The 19,787-nt window shown below is 61.5% G+C and carries 15 protein-coding genes and 1 other RNA gene; 10 read left to right on the top strand and 6 right to left on the bottom strand.

The genetic code is table 11. The annotated features are described in order from the left end of the window. Nucleotides 1-93: 93 nt before the first annotated feature. Nucleotides 94-645, bottom strand: a complete 552-nt coding sequence (locus GM672_RS28370; RefSeq protein WP_170300070.1) for a PEP-CTERM sorting domain-containing protein — start codon at nt 643-645, stop codon at nt 94-96. A 1,468-nt stretch (nt 646-2,113) separates the two neighbouring features. On the opposite strand from GM672_RS28370, the gene GM672_RS14435 reads away from it, so the two are divergent. Next, the gene (locus GM672_RS14435; RefSeq protein ID WP_155471227.1) at nt 2,114-3,061 is read left to right on the top strand and encodes a hypothetical protein; all 948 of its coding nucleotides are present in this window, start codon (nt 2,114-2,116) and stop codon (nt 3,059-3,061) included. 696 nt (nt 3,062-3,757) lie between these two features. Here the strand turns inward: GM672_RS14435 and ssrA are convergent. The 5 genes from ssrA to ompA all read right to left on the bottom strand — a co-directional run bounded on the left by ssrA (nt 3,758) and on the right by ompA (nt 7,556). Beyond that, nucleotides 3,758-4,118, bottom strand: a transfer-messenger RNA (tmRNA) gene (gene ssrA / locus GM672_RS14430). Nucleotides 4,119-4,185: 67 nt separating this feature from the next. Continuing rightward, complete coding sequence (locus GM672_RS14425) at nt 4,186-5,157, bottom strand: hypothetical protein (protein ID WP_155471226.1); 972 nt, start codon at nt 5,155-5,157, stop codon at nt 4,186-4,188. Between the two features lie 113 nt (nt 5,158-5,270). Beyond that, the gene (locus tag GM672_RS14420; RefSeq protein ID WP_155471225.1) at nt 5,271-5,960 is read right to left on the bottom strand and encodes an HAD family hydrolase; all 690 of its coding nucleotides are present in this window, start codon (nt 5,958-5,960) and stop codon (nt 5,271-5,273) included. A gap of 59 nt (nt 5,961-6,019) precedes the next feature. Further along, a complete protein-coding gene (gene ubiG / locus GM672_RS14415) occupies nt 6,020-6,721 on the bottom strand; it encodes a bifunctional 2-polyprenyl-6-hydroxyphenol methylase/3-demethylubiquinol 3-O-methyltransferase UbiG (RefSeq protein WP_371867070.1) in 702 nt (233 codons plus the stop codon). Nucleotides 6,722-6,845: 124 nt separating this feature from the next. Then, complete coding sequence (gene ompA / locus GM672_RS14410) at nt 6,846-7,556, bottom strand: outer membrane protein OmpA (protein WP_155471224.1); 711 nt, start codon at nt 7,554-7,556, stop codon at nt 6,846-6,848. Between the two features lie 508 nt (nt 7,557-8,064). Between ompA and gyrA the strand changes: the two genes are divergently transcribed. From gyrA to rpsA, 9 genes are all read left to right on the top strand, one after another. Beyond that, entirely contained in the window at nt 8,065-10,746 is a 2,682-nt protein-coding gene (gene gyrA / locus GM672_RS14405) for a DNA gyrase subunit A (protein WP_155471223.1), read from the top strand. 81 nt (nt 10,747-10,827) lie between these two features. After that, the gene (locus GM672_RS14400) at nt 10,828-11,391 is read left to right on the top strand and encodes a DUF2059 domain-containing protein (protein ID WP_155471222.1); all 564 of its coding nucleotides are present in this window, start codon (nt 10,828-10,830) and stop codon (nt 11,389-11,391) included. A 13-nt stretch (nt 11,392-11,404) separates the two neighbouring features. Continuing rightward, on the top strand, nt 11,405-12,505 hold the full coding sequence (serC, locus tag GM672_RS14395; protein ID WP_170300069.1) for a 3-phosphoserine/phosphohydroxythreonine transaminase: 1,101 nt from the start codon (nt 11,405-11,407) through the stop codon (nt 12,503-12,505). Nucleotides 12,506-12,642: 137 nt separating this feature from the next. After that, nucleotides 12,643-13,716: a prephenate dehydratase gene (gene pheA, locus GM672_RS14390; RefSeq protein ID WP_155471221.1), complete on the top strand. Its 1,074-nt coding sequence runs from the start codon at nt 12,643-12,645 to the stop codon at nt 13,714-13,716. A gap of 22 nt (nt 13,717-13,738) precedes the next feature. Then, complete coding sequence (gene hisC / locus GM672_RS14385) at nt 13,739-14,875, top strand: histidinol-phosphate transaminase (protein ID WP_155471220.1); 1,137 nt, start codon at nt 13,739-13,741, stop codon at nt 14,873-14,875. Between the two features lie 10 nt (nt 14,876-14,885). Beyond that, a complete protein-coding gene (locus tag GM672_RS14380; protein WP_155471250.1) occupies nt 14,886-15,785 on the top strand; it encodes a prephenate dehydrogenase in 900 nt (299 codons plus the stop codon). A 20-nt stretch (nt 15,786-15,805) separates the two neighbouring features. Continuing rightward, complete coding sequence (aroA, locus tag GM672_RS14375) at nt 15,806-17,170, top strand: 3-phosphoshikimate 1-carboxyvinyltransferase (RefSeq protein ID WP_155471219.1); 1,365 nt, start codon at nt 15,806-15,808, stop codon at nt 17,168-17,170. Nucleotides 17,171-17,283: 113 nt separating this feature from the next. Next, the gene (cmk, locus tag GM672_RS14370) at nt 17,284-17,952 is read left to right on the top strand and encodes a (d)CMP kinase (RefSeq protein WP_155471218.1); all 669 of its coding nucleotides are present in this window, start codon (nt 17,284-17,286) and stop codon (nt 17,950-17,952) included. A gap of 145 nt (nt 17,953-18,097) precedes the next feature. Then, complete coding sequence (gene rpsA, locus GM672_RS14365) at nt 18,098-19,774, top strand: 30S ribosomal protein S1 (RefSeq protein ID WP_155471249.1); 1,677 nt, start codon at nt 18,098-18,100, stop codon at nt 19,772-19,774. Nucleotides 19,775-19,787: the final 13 nt, after the last annotated feature.

The raw sequence follows: 19,787 nt of genomic DNA, 5'->3' as shown, positions 1-19,787 counted from the left end.
CGGGAAGACGTGTTGTAGGACGATGCCCGATCGATGATGCTGGAAAACAAAACAGCGGGCCGAAGCCCGCTGTTATGGAATGCCGTACGTAAATCAGCGCTGCAGTTTGCGGCGCTGCGTGTAGCCGATTGCCGCCAGGCCGAGGGCCAGCATCAGGTAGGTGGACGGTTCAGGGACGGCGCTGACGGTAACCAGGCCCGGACCGCTGATCGTCACACTGAACGCGCCGGCGTCGCCGTTGTAGAAGGAGGTCGTAACCAGGACGTAGGAAATGCCGGCGTCCAGTGGGCCAGCAAAGCCGGAGGTCCACGGCGCGACCAGGTCGTCGCTGCCGCCCAGGGCGTTGGTCAGCGGGTCGGCCGGGTTAAAGGAATTCTCATAGATATAGAGCACGCCGTCGTACTGGTCGGTCGTTTGCAGGAAGCTGTACTCGCCGCTCGTATCGACGGTGAAGGTGAAGGTGCTGTAGTTGACGTCCGTGCCGATGCCTGACACGTCGCTCAAATCTTCGAGGGGACGGTTATACGTCGGGCCGCCCGTGGTGTCGCCGGTGTACGTGTAGATGCTTGCCTGGGCGGACTGCGTGAGGCCAGCAAACAGGGTGCCGATGACGAGTGCCGCGCGGAAGAAATTAGCAAGTTTCATGGTTGCTCTCTTAGGGAAGTGGAGGGGCGACTGTCGGGAAAACCCGACAGTAACCGTCAGTATTGCATGAAATAATAGTAATTTTTCCGGCCTAACATGGATTTTTCGCCAACTGTTGTATTCGCGTAAAGGTGTGTGTGGATAGGTCCGTATGCAAAGGTCAGCGACCGGTGGTGGGAATGGTAGCTTGCGGGCGTCCGAGCCTGCTACCGCTGGCGCGAAATCGCGGGGCGATTTTGTGAATGGGCGAATCTTAGAGCCCCGCGCTGGCAGGCGCGGGTCGCTTTTGCGGCGCGCCCCATGCAGCGTGAAACCCGCGATAGCCCTGGGGGGGGCGCTGGCAGGCGGCGCCCGCTTCGCGCGCGGACTGCATGCGGTTCGAATTCCGCGCTCCGCCATCCGTCGAAGATGGACGCGGAATCGATTCCGTAGTCGGAACCGTAGAACAAATAAAAAGGGCCCCAAGCGAAGCTTGGAGCCCTTTTATTTGTTTGGTGGTGGAGACGGCGGGAATCTGCAATCTCCACTCTCTACATCCGTAAGGCATTGATTTATCAAACGCTGCTACAGCGGTCAGGTTCGACGGTGCATCCCCCTTGGGGTGCTAGTCTGGGATCATATCACTGGCCAGCAACAGCCGCGAACTTAACATGCGTGAGCAGAGGGGGTACTGTACGCCTATAGCGAACGCGCAGTGCGGTCGGGATTCCCCTATTTATCGTTGTCTAACAATGGACAAGTGACCGAAAAGCAACAACTGCAAGCTTTGTTTGTTTCGCTGTTTCACAAGAGATACAATCTAACCATTGCAAGAAATTTTAATGTTCGCAGAAAGGTGCCAATTCGGTCCATTGGCATCTTATATGTAAGAAATAAAAATGGTGACTAAATCTCGATTCACTACGATTTTTCAGCTTTTCTTATTGATGTCGAGTCAGATAAATAGAGTAAGGGAATACATGTTTCGATTTATTGCCGTAGTTTTTGCGTTTTTTTATATCTCGGGCTGTTCTGGGCCTAAAAATATGGAGGCGGCTTCAAGATGGAGTGTCTCTCCTTATGTAGCGCCAATCTCGCTACCGTCAAACTGCGGAAAAGTGGAAGAGCACTATACTAAAGATAACGAATATGTGCCAGCCTCATACCAATGCATAGGTTCAGACCCTATCCCTGGTGTGGCAAGCGAAATGTGCACAAGTATTAATTCATATTATCGACGCGATGGTATTTATGTCCGGCCGCACCAGAGGTGCTATTTATCTGCCTTCCACGAGGTTGATAATAATAAAAATTTAAGTGCCGCGCCGGAGGGAAAATCAGCCTCTAGTAGAGCGTCCCCTGGTTCTGCCTGTGTAACAGGTACATGCGGACCGGTCAATGTCAAAGGATACTATCGTAAAGATGGAACCTATGTGAGACCCCATACGCGGAGTAGCCGTAGGTAATATCGTTGAAATGTTTATTAAGAATGACCTATGAATTATGTGCTAACTCGGCAGTGCTTGCGTCTCCAGGGGTAATAGAAATTGATAAGGAAACTTTTGATTCCGTTATTCATGCTAGAAGAGTGATCTCCGATACAGTTTCAATTGAGCAAAAACTTGATTTCGTGTTGAGTAACATGCTTGAGCTTGAAATGGCCATGGTCCAAATCACTACGGAGCAAATGCTGTACGATTACGATGAACGCAACTGGTTCGATGAGAGCCGAGACTTGCTTAATCGGAAGATCATGAACTTGCTAAGTGCGGGGCGTTCATATATCGATGCTTTACCACACCATATTAATGGAATTTTTTCGAGAGATCACCAGAAAACGCTAGACGCCAGGAAAATTCTTAGCGAGCAATATGACTCTAGGTTAGGTTATCGCGCGATGGAGGCGCTACGGAATTACGTCCAGCATCAAGGCTTACCCGTACATGGCGCAACGCATGGGCGAGGTCGGTCAGGAGTGCTCGGTTCAACTCAGCAGCAATATACACTTGACATATGGCTGAAGCCGGATGAGCTTTGCGGCACTGGTTTCAAAGCAAAAGTACTCGCCGAATTAAAGATAGTAGGTAACCGTATTGATCTTAAATACCTCATTCGCGACTATGTAGAGGGTCTTGCAGTTGCCAACGAGAAAATTCGCTACCTTGTGAAAGAAGAGGTGGGAAATGCACAGATTGTCATTGAAGCGCTCTTAAAAAGGTACATAGAAGAGTGTCCAGGGAAATATTCAGATATAGCAGTTATCGTAGCAAGAACTGAAGGTGCGGTGCAAGTAGAATCGCACGGTGTATTGTTAGATCCTTTTAAATATTGGGCACGCCTTTTGAGGAAAAATAGAGGGTACACAAACCTCAGGCGGCGATTTGTTACAACAGCAGCGACCGACAAAGCGTTTACGTTATCTGGGTCAATAGGTTAATCGGCAAGCCAGCTTGAATGGCTTAAATATAGTTTATCCACGGGTTTTAATTTAACAGTACCAAGGGAAAGTAGCAAAATTTGGCGGCCTTGCGTGAAGGGGAAGCTATCGCCGTTCTATTGCACGCACCTACTGATGTCCAGACTGTTCCGGGGTGGAAAAAATACTCTTCTATAAGGTTTGGCCAGCGAGAGGTCCGAATGATGAACGGTAGCCCATCGCGCGAAGCCTTATATCTGTGAATCCTTATGGAAAGTTTCGATTCCTGTGATTATTTCCCCGATGTCATGATTAGGCGCTTAGATGGCCGCGTAATCCCAGGGAGTCGGAGGCAGTTAGCGCTGGCCCCGGTACTGCGATTCGCAGGCTGTCCGTGCTGGCCATGCTGGTGCCGACCAATAAAAATGGCCCCAAGCGAAGCTTGGAGCCCTTTATTTGCCCGGTGGTGAGGATGCTGAGTAGCAGGCGACCTAGCCTGCTACCGCTGGCGCGAAATCGCGGGGCGATTTCGTGAATGGGCGAATCGGAGAGTCTCGCGCTGGCAGGCGCGAGCCGCTTTGGCGGCGCGCCGCATGCGGCGTGAAACCCCGCCAAAGCCCCGCGCCCGTGCCGGACGCGGAATCGATTCCGTAGTCGGAACCAAAGAACAAAAGCAAAAGGCCCCGAGCGAGCTCGGGGCCTTTTGCTTTTGTTCGGTGGTGGAGACGGCGGGAATCGAACCCGCGTCCGCAAGCACTCCGCAGACAGTTCTACATACTTAGCACTGCCATTTAATTTAACCTGTACAACGCGGACGTGCACGCTGTGTACAGGCGATTCACCTTAGATTTAGCGCCTATTGAAGTGACCCCTCCAGGCGCGAGTCCCTGTAAATGACTCCACAGCTTTTAACGGCCCACCCCAGGGACGAGGTGTTGTGGAGCTAACAGCAATTAAGCTGCCAGTGCGTACGAGTTATCGTTTGCAGTTAAGTTTTTTCTGGGTGTATTTACGAGGTAACCAGCCCTCGGTATGCCCTGCGCTGCTTTGCAACCCACGTCGAAACCAGGTCGTCCCCACAGAATCTGTATTGTACTCCAAAGCCGCGCGCGCGCACAGGGTTTAAGCACGGGTTAAGTATTTCGTCAATCCTTGAGCTCGGCCAAGGGCCGGTTTTTCGGGTCCACCGGCTGCAGCTGCATGCCATTGACGTCGAAGGTGCACTCGAACAGGTGGCGGCGCGATGTGCTTGCGTGGTCCGAGCCCAGGTCGTAGAAGTGGTCGGCGCCCTTGAAGCCCAGGTCGATCGTCATCTTCTCGACCAGGTAGGTGCGCTGCAGTTCGTGCAGGTGTTCGCGGCGCGTGCTTTGTTCGGCATTGCTGCGGCCCTGCGGTGCCGGCCCTTCGAAGTAGCGGATCAGCGCGCCTTCCAGCAGGTCCGCCTGGGTGCGCACGGACGCTTCTTCCGACAGGTCCGTGGCCGTCGTTTCCACCTTCACGTCCAGGCGCTGCACCAGCAGGAACATGTCGTTTTCCGCTTCGTGCTGTTCGCAGATGCGGTTCACGGGGGTGGACAGGCCCTTGGCCAGCTTGCCCGACGGGTCGCGGGTCTGGCCCACGTACAGCACCTTGCCGGGGAAGGCCAGGCCCGTGTCGTAGCGTTGCAGCAGGTCGTGGATGCTGAAGGTTTCCATCAGCGCGCCCCAGTTCAGCAGCAGGTACCTGTCCTGCAGCTGCACGGTGGGCTTCTTGAAGGTGGCCTCGAACGGCACTTCCAGCTCGATGGCGATGGTGCTCTTGCGGGCATCCAGGCCGATGAGGATGGGAATGGTCAGCTTCAGGGAGAAAAAGCTCCAGCTGATGTTGCGGCTCGGGTCGATGCGCACGCGCGGGCGCGCGACCAGGTAGTACAGCAGGCGCTTTTCCATCGTGCCGTCCAGCGCGAACTGCATGCGGCGCAGGTAGCGCCCGACGGGGTCGCGGAAGTCCGGCAGGGGGTTGCCGTCCACCAGCAGGTCGTACCAGTAGAACTTGCTCTCGGCAACGGTGGCCGTCCAGACCTGTGGCGCGGTGGCGTGCGGTGTGAGGGACAGCTCGGTCGTTTCTTCACCAGGCATTCCTGTCTCCCTCGGAAAAGTTGCTAGTTAGTTATTTTAATTGCCATCTATGTTAAACGTTTTTGTTTAGAGTGTGCAATCGCAAATCCCCGGCAGTGCCCCGATGCAACGGTTTAGGCGGCCAGTGCCGCGCCCCGCAGGCTGTCGCGGATCAGGTCCAGCAGGGCCTGTGGCGAAGCCAGCAGGTGGTCGGCGCCCCAGGTGGCCGGTTCGATATCGCCGCAATAGCCCCAGCCGCAGGCGATCGTGCGCATGCCCACGGCGCGGCCCGCCTCGATGTCGCGCAGGTCGTCGCCGGCATACCAGCATTCCTCCGGTGCCAGGCCCAGCCGGCGCGCCGCTTCCAGCATCGGGGCCGGGTGCGGTTTCGGGTGGGGCGTGGTGTCGCCGGAAATGATGCAGGCGGCATGGTCCAGGCCGATCAACGGCATCAGCGGGTGCGTGAAGCGGGCCGGCTTGTTCGTGACGATGCCCCAGGCCAGGCCGGCGGCGGTAATGCCTTCCAGCAGTTCCGGTACGCCGTCGAACAGGGTGCTGTGCACCATGATGGCAGCCTGGTAATTGTCGAAAAAGCCCAGCCGCAGTTCCTCGAAGCCTTCGTCCTGGGGACGCAGGCCGAAGGCGGCGCCGATCATGCCGCGTGCGCCGGCCGAGGCGGTGGGGCGCAGCAGTTCGTACGGGGTCGGCGCCAGCCCCCGCTCGGTGCGCAGCAGGTTGACGGCCGCAGCCAGGTCGGGGGCCGTGTCGGCCAGGGTGCCGTCGAGGTCGAACAGGATGGCGCGCGGGGCAGTGGCAAAGCTCATTGTGATCACAGAAAGAGAAGAGGCGGCCGAGGCCGCCTGTTGGGCTGCAAGGGTCCCGCTTATTCCGGGCGCGTGCACGCCACCAGGTAATTCACGCTGGTGTCGTTGTTCAGGGAATAGAACTTGGTCAGGGGGTTATAACCGAGCCCTTTCAGGCTGTCCAGTTGCAGGCCGGCGCTGCGCACATATTGCGACAGTTCGGCCGGCGTGATGAACTTGTCGTAGTCGTGGGTGCCGCGCGGCAGCATCCGCAGCACGTATTCGGCGCCGATGACGGCGAACAGGTAGGACTTCGGATTGCGGTTCAAGGTCGAGAAGAACACGTGGCCGCCCGGCTTGACGAGGGTGGCGGCGGCACGGACGATGGCGCCCGGGTCCGGTACGTGCTCGAGCATTTCCATGCACGTCACCACGTCGAACTGGCCCGCTTCCTCGGCCGCCATGTCTTCGGCGGCGATCAGCTTGTAGCGCACCGGCACGCCGGACTCCAGGCTGTGCAGGTCGGCCACGCGCAGGGCCTTCTTCGACAGGTCGATGCCCGTGACCGTGGCCCCCTTGCGCGCCATCGATTCGGACAGGATGCCGCCGCCGCAACCGATATCGATGACGTTCTTGCCCGCCAGGGGCACGCGCGCATTGATCCATTCCAGGCGCAGCGGATTGATATCGTGCAGGGGACGGAACTCGGACGTCGGGTCCCACCAGCGGTGGGCCAGCTCGCTGAATTTTTGCAGTTCGAGGGGGTCGGCATTGGCGTTCATGATCGGCATCATAGCGGTAATTTGTCGCGTTCCAAAGCACGCTTGCACAAATTGAGGTGGTTGAAATGAAAAACCCCGCCACGGGGGCGGGGTCGTGTCGTACCCCCGTGGGGGCGGACGTCAATTACTTGCTGCGGGTACCGACGACTTCGATTTCCACGCGACGGTTCTTGGCGCGGCCTTCGGCGGTCTTGTTGTCGGCCACAGGCTGCTTCTCGCCCTTGCCTTCGGTGTACACGCGGTTCGATTCGAGGCCTTTGCTCAGCAGGTATGCCTTGACCGATTCAGCGCGGCGGATGGCCAGCTTGTCGTTGTAGGCATCGGAGCCGACGGAGTCGGTATGGCCGACAGCGATGACGACTTCCACGTTCATGCCGCCCAGCTTGCCATGCAGCTCGTCCAGGGCCTGCTTGCCTTCAGGCTTCAGCACGGCCTTGTCGAAGTCGAAGAATGCATCGGCGTTGTAGCTGACCTTTTCCGACGTCGGCACCGGTGCGGCCGGTACTGGCGTTGGGCTTGGCGTCGGGGCCGGCGTTACCGGTGCGGGCGGAGCCACGCACTTGCCGTTTTCCAGGCGCTCAGGCTCGACGCAGATCGGCAGGTCGCAACCTGGCACGGCATCGGCAGGCGTCCAGAAACCGGTGCGCCAGCACAGGCCGAACGGGTTACGGGCGATGACGCCGCGCTGGTCCTGTACATACGCGCTCTTTGGTTTCGGCGCAGCGATGTCCTGGGTCACGGGAGCGAAAGGCGGCGCGGTCGGCTTGTCCTGGGCCGCCACGGAGCCAGCCAGTACCGCCGACGCTGCAAAGAGGGATGCAATAATTTTTTTCATGTTTTTCTATCCTTTCGGGTGTGATATCAGCAGAACACACAGCAGTGCGTGTGTTGCGTGGTGCGAATACTACCACGCGGCTCACTCGCCCTACCATGGTGCAGCCGGCGTGCGGCCTGCCGATTGCGATTCAGCCAAGTTTGTATTTCCGCTCATTTTGCCATAGTCGCGCAAAACCGTCGGGCGCGATCCAACAGGACGCCGCCCCGTATTCGACCAAAATGTTGTTTCCATGCAACCAGTTTTGATGGTGCCCGGCGATATTAAACAGCAATTATGTCGCTGCCATTACATGTCCATTGCATGCCGAAATGTCCCGGCCGGTGCGCCAGTCTGCACCATAGTCGCACGCAGCGGCGCCACTTGGTGCGGGCGAATGTTGTCGCATCGGTCAAATGAGCCGACATGCATGGCAGCATGTTAAAATCGTGCGATTGTCTGCCTGCACCTGCAGCAGCCTGAGCGGCCTCCTGCCCTCGAACCAATGCCAGAGAACATCGACCCGCCAATGGATCAATTCGCAAAAGAAACAATCCCAATTTCCCTCGAAGAAGAGATGCGCAAGAGCTACCTCGATTACGCGATGAGCGTGATCGTGGGCCGCGCCTTGCCGGACGCCCGCGACGGCCTGAAGCCGGTGCACCGCCGCGTCCTGTACGGGATGCACGAACTGAACAACGTCTGGAACCGCCCCTACGTGAAATGCGCCCGCGTCGTCGGCGAGGTGATGGGTAAATACCACCCGCACGGCGACGCGTCGATCTACGACACGCTGGTGCGCATGGCGCAGGACTTCTCGCTGCGCTACATGCTGGTGGACGGCCAGGGCAACTTCGGCTCGATCGACGGCGACAACGCCGCCGCGATGCGTTACACGGAGTGCCGCCTGGACAAGATCGCCGGCGAGCTGCTGGCCGATATCGACAAGGAAACCGTCGACTTCGCGCCGAACTACGACGGCAAGGAAAAGGAACCCACCGTCCTGCCGACCAAGCTGCCGAACCTGTTGATCAACGGCTCGTCCGGTATCGCCGTCGGCATGGCGACGAATATCCCGCCGCACAACCTGTCGGAAGTGATCAACGGCGCGCTGCACGTGCTGAACAACCCGGACTGCACGATCGACGAGCTGATCGAACTGATTCCCGCACCGGACTTCCCCACGGGCGGCATCATCTACGGCGTCTCGGGCGTACGCGACGGTTACCGCACGGGCCGCGGCCGCGTCATCATGCGCGCCAAGACCCACTTCGAGGAATTCGGCAAGGAAGCCGGGCGCACGGCCATCATCGTCGACGAGCTGCCTTACCAGGTCAACAAGAAGTCGCTGCTGGAACGCATCGCCGAGAACGTGCGCGACAAGAAGCTGGAAGGCATTTCCGACATCCGCGACGAGTCCGATAAATCGGGCATGCGCGTCGTCATCGAACTGAAACGCGGTGAAGTGCCGGAAGTGGTGCTGAACAACCTGTACAAGCAGACCCAGTTGCAGGACACCTTCGGCATGAACATGGTCGCGCTGGTCGACGGCCAGCCCAAGCTGATGAACCTGAAGGCGCTGCTGGCGACGTTCCTGTCGCACCGCCGCGAAGTGGTCACGCGCCGCACCGTGTTCGAGCTGCGCAAGGCGCGCGAACGGGGCCACGTGCTGGAAGGCCTGGCTGTCGCGCTGGCCAATATCGACGACTTCATCGCCATCATCAAGGCGGCGCCGACGCCGCCGCTGGCCAAGTCCGAGCTGATGGCGCGCGCCTGGGATTCGTCGCTGGTGCGTGAAATGCTGGCCCGCACGGGCGACGAAGGGCAGGCCGGCATCGACGCCTTCCGCCCCGAGCACCTGCCGAAGCACTACGGCATGCAGCCCGACGGCCTGTACCGCCTGTCCGACGACCAGGCCCAGGAAATCCTGCAGATGCGCCTGCAGCGCCTGACCGGCCTGGAACAGGACAAGATCGTCAACGAGTACAAGGACGTGATGGCGCAGATCGCCGACCTGCTGGACATCCTGTCCAAGCCGTCGCGCGTGACGACCATCATCACCGACGAGATGAACGCCGCCAAGCTGGAATACGGCAGCAAGGACGAGCGCCGCTCCAGCATCGAGCACAATGCCACCGACCTGGAAACGGAAGACCTGATCACGCCGCAGGACATGGTCGTGACCCTGTCGCACCTGGGCTACATGAAGGCGCAGCCGATTTCCGAATACCGCGCGCAGAAGCGCGGCGGGCGCGGCAAGCAGGCCATGGCGACGAAGGACGAGGACTGGATCGACCAGCTCTTCATCGCCAATACGCACGACTACATCCTGTGCTTCTCGAACCGGGGCCGCATGTACTGGCTCAAGGTGTGGGAAGTGCCGCAGGGCTCGCGCAACTCGCGCGGCCGCCCGATCGTCAACATGTTCCCCCTGCAGGACAACGAGAAGATCACCGTGGTGCTGCCGCTGTCGGGCGAAAACCGCACCTTCCCGGAAGACCACTACGTCTTCATGTCGACCAGCCTGGGCACCGTGAAGAAGACGCCGCTGAAGGACTTCTCCAACCCCCGCAAGGCCGGCATCATCGCGGTCGACCTGGACGACGGCGACTTCCTGATCGGCGCGGCGCTGACCGACGGCAAGCACGATGTGATGCTGTTCTCCGACTCCGGCAAGGCGGTGCGCTTCGACGAGAACGACGTGCGCCCGATGGGCCGCACGGCACGCGGCGTGCGCGGCATGAACCTGGAAGAGGGCCAGAACGTCATCGCCCTGCTGGTGGCCGAGAACGAGCAGCAGTCCGTGCTGACGGCGACCGAGAACGGCTACGGCAAGCGTACTCCGATCACGGAGTACACCCGCCACGGCCGCGGCACCAAGGGCATGATCGCCATCCAGACCTCCGAGCGTAACGGCCGGGTGGTGGCGGCGACCCTGGTCGACGCCAGCGACGAGATCATGCTGATCACGACGGGCGGTGTCTTGATCCGCACCCGCGTCGCCGAGATCCGCGAGATGGGCCGCGCGACCCAGGGCGTGACCCTGATCGCGGTGGAAGACGGCACCAAGCTGTCCGGCCTGCAGCGCATCGTCGAGGCGGACGTGGACGAAGTCGAATTCGAGACGGAAGGTGGCGCGGCAGCGGCGGCGACGCCGGCGGCCGAACCGGATACGCCAGCCGACGAGAACGGCGACGACGCAGCCGAGTAATCCTGGCGGGCCCTGTTCGATGCATCGGACCGGGCCCGCGGTGTTTTTGCGGTTCCAATCCAACGGAAAACAGATAACCATATGAAGAAAATCGCAGCTGTCCTGTGCTTCGCTTTCAGTGTTGCCGGCGCGCCCGCGCTGGCCCAAACCGCCGCGGCGCCTGCAACTGCCGCGTCGCAAGCGGCCCCGGACCCGGCCGCCGCCCAGGCCGTGCGCGACCTGCTCGACTCGATGAACTACCGCAAGCTGGTGGGCGACGCGTTCAGCAGGATGGCGGAGCAGATGCCGCAGATGATGCGTTCCAGCGCCGAGGCCACCGTGCGCAAAACGCCCAACCTGAGCGAAGCCGAACGGGCCAAGCGCATGGCCGACATCGACAAGCGCCTGGCCAGTGTCGGCCCCGTGATGACGCAGCTGTTCAACGACCCGACCCTGGTCGAGGACATGGTCGCCGAGATCGTGCCCCTGTACGCGCGCCACTTCACGGCTGACGAAATGCGCCAGCTGGCCGCCTTCTACCGCACGCCGGTGGGCGCCAAGGCGCTGGAAAAGATGCCCCAACTGATGGGCGAGGGCATGAAGATCGGACAGAAAGTGGTCGAGCCCCGCGTGGCTCAACTGATGCTGGACCTGCAGGCCAAATGAGAAAAGGACTGTCGTGACAACGATCTACAACTTCTCCGCCGGACCGGCCGTGCTGCCGAAGGAAGTGCTGCGCCAGGCCGCCGCCGAAATGCTGGACTGGCACGGCAGCGGCATGTCCGTGATGGAGATGAGTCACCGCGGTCCCGAGTTCATCTCGATCTACCGCGAGGCCGAACGCGACCTGCGCGAGCTGATGAACGTGCCGGACAACTACCGCATCCTGTTCATGCAGGGCGGCGGCCTGTCGCAGAACGCCGTGATTCCGATGAACCTAGTGGGACGCAAGGCGCAACCGGCCACCATCGACTTCGTTCGCACCGGCTCCTGGTCCGGCAAGTCGATCAAGGAAGCGGCCCGCTACGCCAACGTCAACGTGGCCGCATCGGCCGAGGACTCCGGCTTCACGACGGTGCCGCCCCAGTCCGAATGGCGCCTGACACCAGACGCGGCCTACCTGCACCTGTGCACCAACGAGACCATCGACGGCGTCGAGATCGACTTCGTGCCGGACGCGCCGGCCGGCGTGCCCATCGTGGCGGACATGTCCTCGCACATCCTGTCGCGCCAGGTCGACGTGTCGAAATACGGCCTGATCTTCGGCGGCGCGCAGAAGAATATCGGCCCGGCCGGCGTCACCGTCGTCATCGTGCGCGAGGACCTGATCGGCCATGCACTGCCGTTCTGCCCGTCCGCCTTCGACTTCAGGAACGTCGCCGACAACGAATCGATGTACAACACGCCGCCCACCTACGGCATCTATATCGCCGGGCTGGTGTTCCGCTGGCTCAAGCAGCAGGGCGGCATCGCGGCGATGGAACGCAAGAATATCGAAAAAGCCCGGCTGCTGTACGCGGCCCTGGACGCCGACGACTTCTACCAGAACCGCGTCGCGCCAGCCTATCGTTCGCGCATGAACGTACCGTTCTACCTGCGCGACGAAAGCAAGAACGAAGCATTCCTGGCCGGCGCCAAAGCGCGCGGCCTGCTGCAGCTGAAGGGCCACAAGTCCGTCGGCGGCATGCGCGCATCCATCTACAATGCGATGCCGATCGAAGGCGTACAGGCGCTGGTCGATTACCTGAACGAATTCGCTGGGCGAGGCCGGGGTTTCTAGGAGCACCGCTCCTAGCCGGCCGAGCGGTGATGGCTTGCAAGCCATCACCTGGGAGAGGCTGATCATAGCCAGCTCGCGCTTTTTTCGAGCCCTGCCGGCGACTACGGCCACACTTCAGCACCAGATCAAAGCCAACCATGACAGACAAACTGAAACCCCTGCGCGAAAAGATCGATTCGATCGACGCGCAGATCCTCGCGCTATTGAACCAGCGCGCCCAGGTGGCCCAGGAAGTGGGCCACGTAAAGGCCGAGACCAACGCGCCCGTGTTCCGTCCCGAGCGCGAGGCCCAGGTGCTGCGCGGCGTGGCCGAACGCAACCCCGGCCCGCTCGGCAATGCCGAAGTGCAGACCATTTTCCGCGAGGTGATGTCGGCCTGCCGCGCGCTGGAAAAGCGCGTCACCGTGGCCTATCTTGGCCCGGTCGGCACCTTCAGCGAGCAGGCCGTGTACCAGCAGTTCGGCCGCGCCGTCGAAGGCCTGCCTTGCGCTTCCATTGACGAAGTGTTCCGCGCCACCGAGGCCGGCACCGCCGATTTCGGCGTGGTGCCGGTCGAGAACTCGTCCGAAGGGGCGATCAACCGCACGCTCGACCTGATGCTGCAGACGCCCCTGATCATCAGCGGCGAGGTGGCCATTGCCGTGCACCACAGCCTGATGAGCAAGACGGGTGCGATGGATGGCGTTACAGCCATCTGCGCCCACTCGCAGGCGCTGGCCCAGTGCCAGGTATGGCTGAACCAGCACTACCCGCACATCGAGCGGCGCGCCGTCGCGTCGAACGCCGAGGCGGCCCGCATGGCCAGCCTGGACCCGACGATTGCCGCCATCGCCAGCGAGATCGCCGGCATGCAGTACAGCCTGGGCGTCGTCAAGGGCCATATCCAGGACGACCCGCACAACCGCACCCGCTTCGCCATCGTCGGCAAGCTGCAGCCGGGGCCTTCCGGCAGCGACCACACGTCGCTGGTGCTGGCCGTGCCGAACAAGGCCGGCGCCGTCTACCAGCTGCTGGCGCCCCTGGCCAAGCATGGCGTGTCGATGACGCGCTTCGAGTCGCGCCCGGCACGGGTCGGCACGTGGGAGTACTATTTTTATGTCGATATCGAAGGCCACGTACAGAACCCGTCCGTGTCGCAGGCGTTGGACGAACTCAAGGGCAACGCCGCCTTCTTCAAAGTGCTGGGCTCCTACCCGACCAGCCTGACCTGAACTTAATATAAAGAGAGAATCCATGTCCAATCAATCCGGTCCTCTGCATTTCGGCCCAACCTACGTCCGCGCCATCGCTCCCTACCAGGCCGGCAAACCCATTTCCGAAGTGGCGCGCGAGTTCGGCCTCGAGGAAGACGCCATCGTCAAGCTGGCCTCGAACGAAAATCCGTTCGGCGTGCCCGAATCGGCCAAGGCGGCCATGGCCAAGGCCGCAGCCGAGCTGGGACGCTACCCGGACGCCAACGGCTTCGAATTGAAACAGGCGCTGGCGAAACGCTACGACGTGCCGATGGAATGGATCACCCTGGGCAACGGCTCGAACGACATCCTGGAAATCGCCGCCCACGCCTTCGTCGAGAAGGGCCAGGCCGTGGTGTACTCGCAGTATTCGTTCGCCGTCTACGCGCTGGCCACCCAGGGCATCGGCGCGCGCCATATCGTCGTGCCGGCGTCGAACTACGGCCATGACCTGGATGCCATGCTGGACGCCATCGACGAGGACACGCGCCTGGTCTTCATCGCCAACCCGAACAACCCGACCGGCACCTTCGTGCCCGGCGAGCAGATCGAAGCCTTCCTGAAGAAGGTGCCGGCCAACGTCGTCGTCGTGCTGGACGAGGCCTACAACGAATTCCTCAACGAGGAAGACCAGTACGAGTCGGCCGCCTGGGTGCGCGAGTATCCGAACCTGCTGGTGTCGCGCACCTTCTCGAAGGCCTATGGCCTGGCGGGCCTGCGCGTGGGCTTCGGCCTGGCCCAGCCGGCGCTGACGGACCTGATGAACCGCATCCGCCAGCCCTTCAACGTCAATTCCCTGGCGCAGGCGGCGGCAATCGCGGCCCTGAACGACAGCGAGTTCCTGGAGAAGAGTGCGCGCAACAACACGGCAGGCTATCGCCAGTTCGTCGAGGCCTTCGAGCAGATGGGCCTGGAGTACGTGCCGTCGCACGGCAATTTCGTGCTCGTCAAGATGGGCAAGGACCTGGCGGCGGGCGCCCGCGTCAACCTGGCGCTCTTGAAGCAGGGCGTCATCGTGCGCCCGGTCGGCAACTACGGCCTGCCCGAGTGGCTGCGCATTTCCATCGGCCTGCCGCAGGAGAACGCGGTATTGATCGCTGCCTTGCAAAAGGCGCTGGCGGAGAATCGTGCGGACTGACCCCATCATCATGGTCGATAACTTGGTCGTCGTCGGCGTCGGCCTGATCGGCGGCTCGTTCGCGCGCGCGCTGAAGAAGGCCGGCGCCGTGCGCCGTATCGTCGGCATCGAGCGCTCGCCAGCCTACGGCGAACGGGCGCTGGCGCTGGGCATTGTCGACGAAGTGGCCACGAGCTTTGACGCGGTGGCCGGCGCCGACCTGGTGCTGCTGGCCGCCCCCGTGGCGCAGACGCGGCGCATCCTGGCCGCGCTGGCGCCGCACCTGGGGCCGGGCACCGTCGTCACCGATGCCGGCAGCACCAAGGCCGATGTCGTCGCCGCCGCGCGCGCCGCCCTTGGCGGCAAGGTGGCGCAGTTCGTGCCAGGCCACCCCATCGCCGGGCGAGAGACCAACGGGCCCGATGCCGCCATCGACGACTTGTACATCGGCAAGAAGTTCGTGCTGACACCCCTGCCGGAAAACGGCGCGGCGCAAGTGGAGCGGGTCGCCGGCGCGTGGCGCGCCTGCGGCGCCGTGATCCACCGCCTGACCCCCGAAGAACACGACAAGGTCTTCGCCGCCGTCAGCCACCTGCCGCACCTGCTGGCCTACGCGCTGGTGGACGATATCGCCAACAAGGCCCATGCCGACCTGCTGTTCCAGTATGCCGCCAGCGGCTTCCGGGACTTCACCCGCATCGCCGGCAGCTCGCCCGAGATGTGGCGCGACATCAGCCTGGCCAACCAGGGCGCGCTGCTGGCCGAACTGGACGCCTACATGACCCAACTGGCCCACCTGCGCGCGCGCCTGGCCGCGGGCGACGGCGCCACCCTCGAAGCCGTGTACGGCAATGCGCAGCGCGCGCGCCGGCAGTGGATCGAGGCCATCGAGGCGGCCGAAGCGCCGCAACCGATTGACAACGCAGAATAGAAGATAGAAGAGAGAACACCATGGCCGAACCGATCACCCCCGCCGAGCATCCGCCCTTCATCGACCTGCAGCCCGTGATGCACGTGGAAGGCGTCGTGCGCCTGCCCGGCTCGAAAAGCATCTCCAACAGGATCCTGCTGCTGGCTGCGCTGGCCGAGGGCGAAACCAAGATCGTCGACCTGCTCGACTCGGACGACACGCAAGTGATGCTGGCCGCGCTGCGCTCGCTGGGCGTGGAGTGGACGGAAGAACCGCAGGAAGCCGTCAACGGCACGGCGCGCACGATCCACCGCGTGCAGGGCGCCAACGGCAGCTTCCCGAACCGCCAGGCCGACCTCTTCATGGGCAATGCCGGCACGGCGATCCGCCCGCTGACGGCGGCGCTGGCCGTCATCGGCGGCGACTACACGGTGCACGGCGTGCCACGCATGCACGAGCGCCCCATCGGCGACCTGGTCGACGCATTGAACGCCGTCGGCGCGGCCATCGAGTACACGGGTAATCCCGGCTTCCCGCCGCTGCACATCCGCACCGGTGCCTTCGACACCCGCAAGCTGTCCGTGCGCGGCAACGTGTCGAGCCAGTTCCTCACCGCCTTGCTGATGGTGGCACCGCTGATGGCCCACAGCCATGCCGTCACCATCGAAGTCGAGGGCGAGCTCATTTCGAAGCCATACATCCAGATCACCCTGAACCTGATGCGCCGCTTCGGCGTCACCGTGGAGCAGGACGAGTGGGCCTCGTTCACCATCGCCTCCGGCCAGCGCTACCAGAGCCCGGGCAATATCCACGTCGAAGGCGATGCCTCGTCGGCCTCCTACTTCATGGCGGCCGGCGCGATTGCCGGCGGCCCGGTGCGGGTCGAAGGCGTGGGCCGCGATTCGATCCAGGGCGACGTGCGCTTCGTACACGCGCTGGAACTGATGGGCGCACACATCACGATGGGCGACAACTGGATCGAGGCCAAGTCGAAAGGCCCGCTGAAGGCCATCGATGCGGACTTTAACCACATCCCCGACGCGGCCATGACGATCGCCATTGCCGCCCTGTACGCGGACGGCACAAGCACCCTGCGCAATATCGCCAGCTGGCGCGTCAAGGAAACCGACCGCATCGCCGCCATGGCCACCGAGCTGCGCAAGCTGGGCGCCACGGTGGAGGAGGGCGCCGACTACCTGAAGGTGACGCCGCCGAAGGTGCTGTCGGCCGCCACCATCGACACCTACGACGACCACCGCATGGCCATGTGCTTCTCGCTCGCGTCGCTCGATGGCGCCGCCCGCAGCGGCGCGCAGGTGCGCATCAACGACCCGAAGTGCGTCGCCAAGACCTTCCCCGACTACTTCACCGCCTTCGCCGGCATCGCCCACGACGCCAAATATTAATTGCCTAAAAAATGGGGACAGACCCCATTTTTCGGGAAACATTGCTCAGAAAATGGGGTCTGTCCCCATTTTTGAAGCAACTATTCGATAGCCCGGCGGAGTAAAATCCGCCAATGCCTACATCGAATATTCCCGTCATCACGATCGACGGTCCCACTGCCTCGGGCAAGGGGACTGTTGCCCATAAAGTGGCCGACAAGCTCGGTTTTCACCTGCTCGATTCCGGTGCCCTGTATCGGCTCACCGCCTTGCAGGCGCTGCGCCGCGAAACGCCGTTGAACGACGAGCATGCGCTGGCCAAACTGGCCGAACACCTGCACATCGGCTTCACGGGCGAAGCCATCTTCCTGGCCAACGAGAACGTCACGGACGCCATCCGCGCCGAAGAAGTGGGCAATACGGCGTCGAAGATTGCCGCCCTGCCGGCCGTGCGCCAGGCCCTGTTCGCCCTGCAACTGGGCTTTCGCAAGGCGCCCGGCCTGGTGGCGGACGGCCGCGACATGGGCACGGTGATCTTTCCCAACGCCCAATTAAAGGTGTTCCTGACTGCAAGTGTCGAGGCGCGCGCGGATCGCCGCTACAAGCAATTGATCGGCAAGGGAATTTCTGCTAACATGGACGACCTCCTGATGGATTTGAAAGCGCGCGACGACCGTGATACTCAGCGGGCCATAGCGCCTCTCGTCCCTGCAGAGGGGGCGCATGTGCTCGATACCTCGGCCATGACGGTCGATGCGGCCGTCGAGCAGGTCCTGCACTGGTATGCGGCCGTCGGGAAGTAAGTGTGGTGCCGTGCGCGTGCTCTGTCCGCCGCGGCGTTGTATGGGGAGGTCTGGCTGGCGTCGTTTGGGCCTCCTTTAACCTCTAACCCAGCTGAAGTCGCCTATTGCGAGCCTTGCTGGATAACCTGGAAGTAATATGTCTAATATGGAAAGTTTCGCAGCCCTCTTCGAAGAGTCCCTGTCCCGTCAGGACATGCGCTCCGGCGAAGTGATCTCCGCTGAAGTCGTGCGTCTGGATCACAATTTCGTGATCGTCAACGCCGGCCTGAAATCGGAAGCTTTCATCCCTGTTGAAGAATTCAAGAATGACCAGGGCGAACTGGAAGTCAAAGTTGGTGACTTCGTTTCCGTGGCCATCGAATCGCTGGAAAATGGTTTCGGCGATACCATCCTGTCGCGCGACAAAGCCAAGCGTCTGGCTTCGTGGCTGGCACTGGAAAAAGCAATGGAATCGGGCGAGATCGTCACCGGTACCGTCAATGGCAAAGTCAAGGGCGGCCTGACCGTTCTGACCAACGGCATCCGCGCGTTCCTGCCGGGCTCGCTGGTCGACACCCGTCCAGTCAAGGACACCACCCCATTCGAAGGCAAGACCCTCGAATTCAAGGTTATCAAGCTGGACCGCAAGCGTAACAACGTCGTTCTGTCCCGCCGCGCCGTCATCGAAGCATCGATGGGCGAAGAGCGTCAGAAACTGATGGAAACGCTGAAAGAAGGCACGGTCGTGACCGGCGTCGTCAAGAACATCACCGACTACGGCGCGTTCGTGGATCTGGGCGGTATCGACGGCCTGCTGCACATCACCGACCTGGCATGGCGTCGCGTGCGTCACCCGTCGGAAGTGCTGACGGTTGGCCAGGAAATCACCGCCAAGGTCCTGAAGTACGATCAGGAAAAGAACCGCGTTTCGCTGGGCGTGAAGCAGCTGGGCGACGATCCATGGACCGGTCTGTCCCGTCGTTACCCACAAGGCACCCGCCTGTTCGGTAAAGTGACGAACCTGACCGACTACGGCGCGTTCGTTGAAGTCGAGCAAGGTATCGAAGGCCTGGTCCACGTGTCGGAAATGGACTGGACCAACAAGAACGTGGCACCGAACAAAGTTGTCCAGCTGGGCGACGAAGTCGAAGTCATGGTCCTGGAAATCGACGAAGAGCGTCGTCGTATCTCGCTGGGCATGAAGCAGTGCAAGGCCAACCCTTGGGACGACTTCGGTGTCACCCATAAGAAGGGCGACAAAGTCCGTGGCGCGATCAAGTCGATCACCGATTTCGGCGTGTTCATCGGCCTGGCCGGCAACATCGACGGCCTGGTGCACCTGTCCGACCTGTCCTGGACCGAAGCTGGCGAAGAAGCCGTGCGCAAGTTCAAGAAGGGCGACGAGCTGGAAGCCATCGTTCTGGCCATCGACGTCGAGCGCGAGCGCGTCTCCCTGGGCGTGAAGCAGCTGGAAGGCGACCCGTTCAACAACTTCGCAGCCATGAACGACAAGGGCTCGCTGGTGACCGGTACCGTCAAGTCGGTTGAGCCGAAAGGCGCCGTCATCGCCCTGTCCGAAGAAGTCGAAGGCTACCTGCGCGCTTCCGAAATCTCCCGCGACCGCGTGGAAGATGCCGGTACGCACCTGAAGGTCGGCGATTCCGTCGAAGCCCTGGTCATCAACATCGACCGCAAGGCTCGCAGCATCCAGCTGTCGATCAAGGCCAAGGACAACGCCGAGACCGCCGAGCAGATGCAGAAGATGGCATCGGACAGCAGCGCCGCTTCGGGCACCACCAGCCTGGGCGCACTGCTGAAGGCCAAGTTCGATAACAAGAACTAATACTTCATACAGC

The sequence above is a fragment of the Pseudoduganella buxea genome, assembly GCF_009720835.1.
GTDB classification, from domain to species: Bacteria; Pseudomonadota; Gammaproteobacteria; order Burkholderiales; family Burkholderiaceae_D; genus Rugamonas; species Rugamonas buxea.
This window is presented reverse-complemented; position numbering and strand designations above follow the sequence as displayed.

Excerpts from the sequence above, each read along its gene's own strand:
- GM672_RS28370 (WP_170300070.1), bottom strand. The coding sequence starts at position 645 with ATGAAACTTGCTAATTTCTTCCGCGCGGCACTCGTCATCGGCACCCTG.
- GM672_RS14435 (WP_155471227.1), top strand. The coding sequence starts at position 2,114 with ATGACCTATGAATTATGTGCTAACTCGGCAGTGCTTGCGTCTCCAGGG.
- GM672_RS14425 (WP_155471226.1), bottom strand. The coding sequence starts at position 5,157 with ATGCCTGGTGAAGAAACGACCGAGCTGTCCCTCACACCGCACGCCACC.
- GM672_RS14420 (WP_155471225.1), bottom strand. The coding sequence starts at position 5,960 with ATGAGCTTTGCCACTGCCCCGCGCGCCATCCTGTTCGACCTCGACGGC.
- ubiG (WP_371867070.1), bottom strand. The coding sequence starts at position 6,721 with ATGAACGCCAATGCCGACCCCCTCGAACTGCAAAAATTCAGCGAGCTG.
- ompA (WP_155471224.1), bottom strand. The coding sequence starts at position 7,556 with ATGAAAAAAATTATTGCATCCCTCTTTGCAGCGTCGGCGGTACTGGCT.
- gyrA (WP_155471223.1), top strand. The coding sequence starts at position 8,065 with ATGGATCAATTCGCAAAAGAAACAATCCCAATTTCCCTCGAAGAAGAG.
- GM672_RS14400 (WP_155471222.1), top strand. The coding sequence starts at position 10,828 with ATGAAGAAAATCGCAGCTGTCCTGTGCTTCGCTTTCAGTGTTGCCGGC.
- pheA (WP_155471221.1), top strand. The coding sequence starts at position 12,643 with ATGACAGACAAACTGAAACCCCTGCGCGAAAAGATCGATTCGATCGAC.
- hisC (WP_155471220.1), top strand. The coding sequence starts at position 13,739 with ATGTCCAATCAATCCGGTCCTCTGCATTTCGGCCCAACCTACGTCCGC.
- GM672_RS14380 (WP_155471250.1), top strand. The coding sequence starts at position 14,886 with ATGGTCGATAACTTGGTCGTCGTCGGCGTCGGCCTGATCGGCGGCTCG.
- aroA (WP_155471219.1), top strand. The coding sequence starts at position 15,806 with ATGGCCGAACCGATCACCCCCGCCGAGCATCCGCCCTTCATCGACCTG.
- cmk (WP_155471218.1), top strand. The coding sequence starts at position 17,284 with ATGCCTACATCGAATATTCCCGTCATCACGATCGACGGTCCCACTGCC.
- rpsA (WP_155471249.1), top strand. The coding sequence starts at position 18,098 with ATGGAAAGTTTCGCAGCCCTCTTCGAAGAGTCCCTGTCCCGTCAGGAC.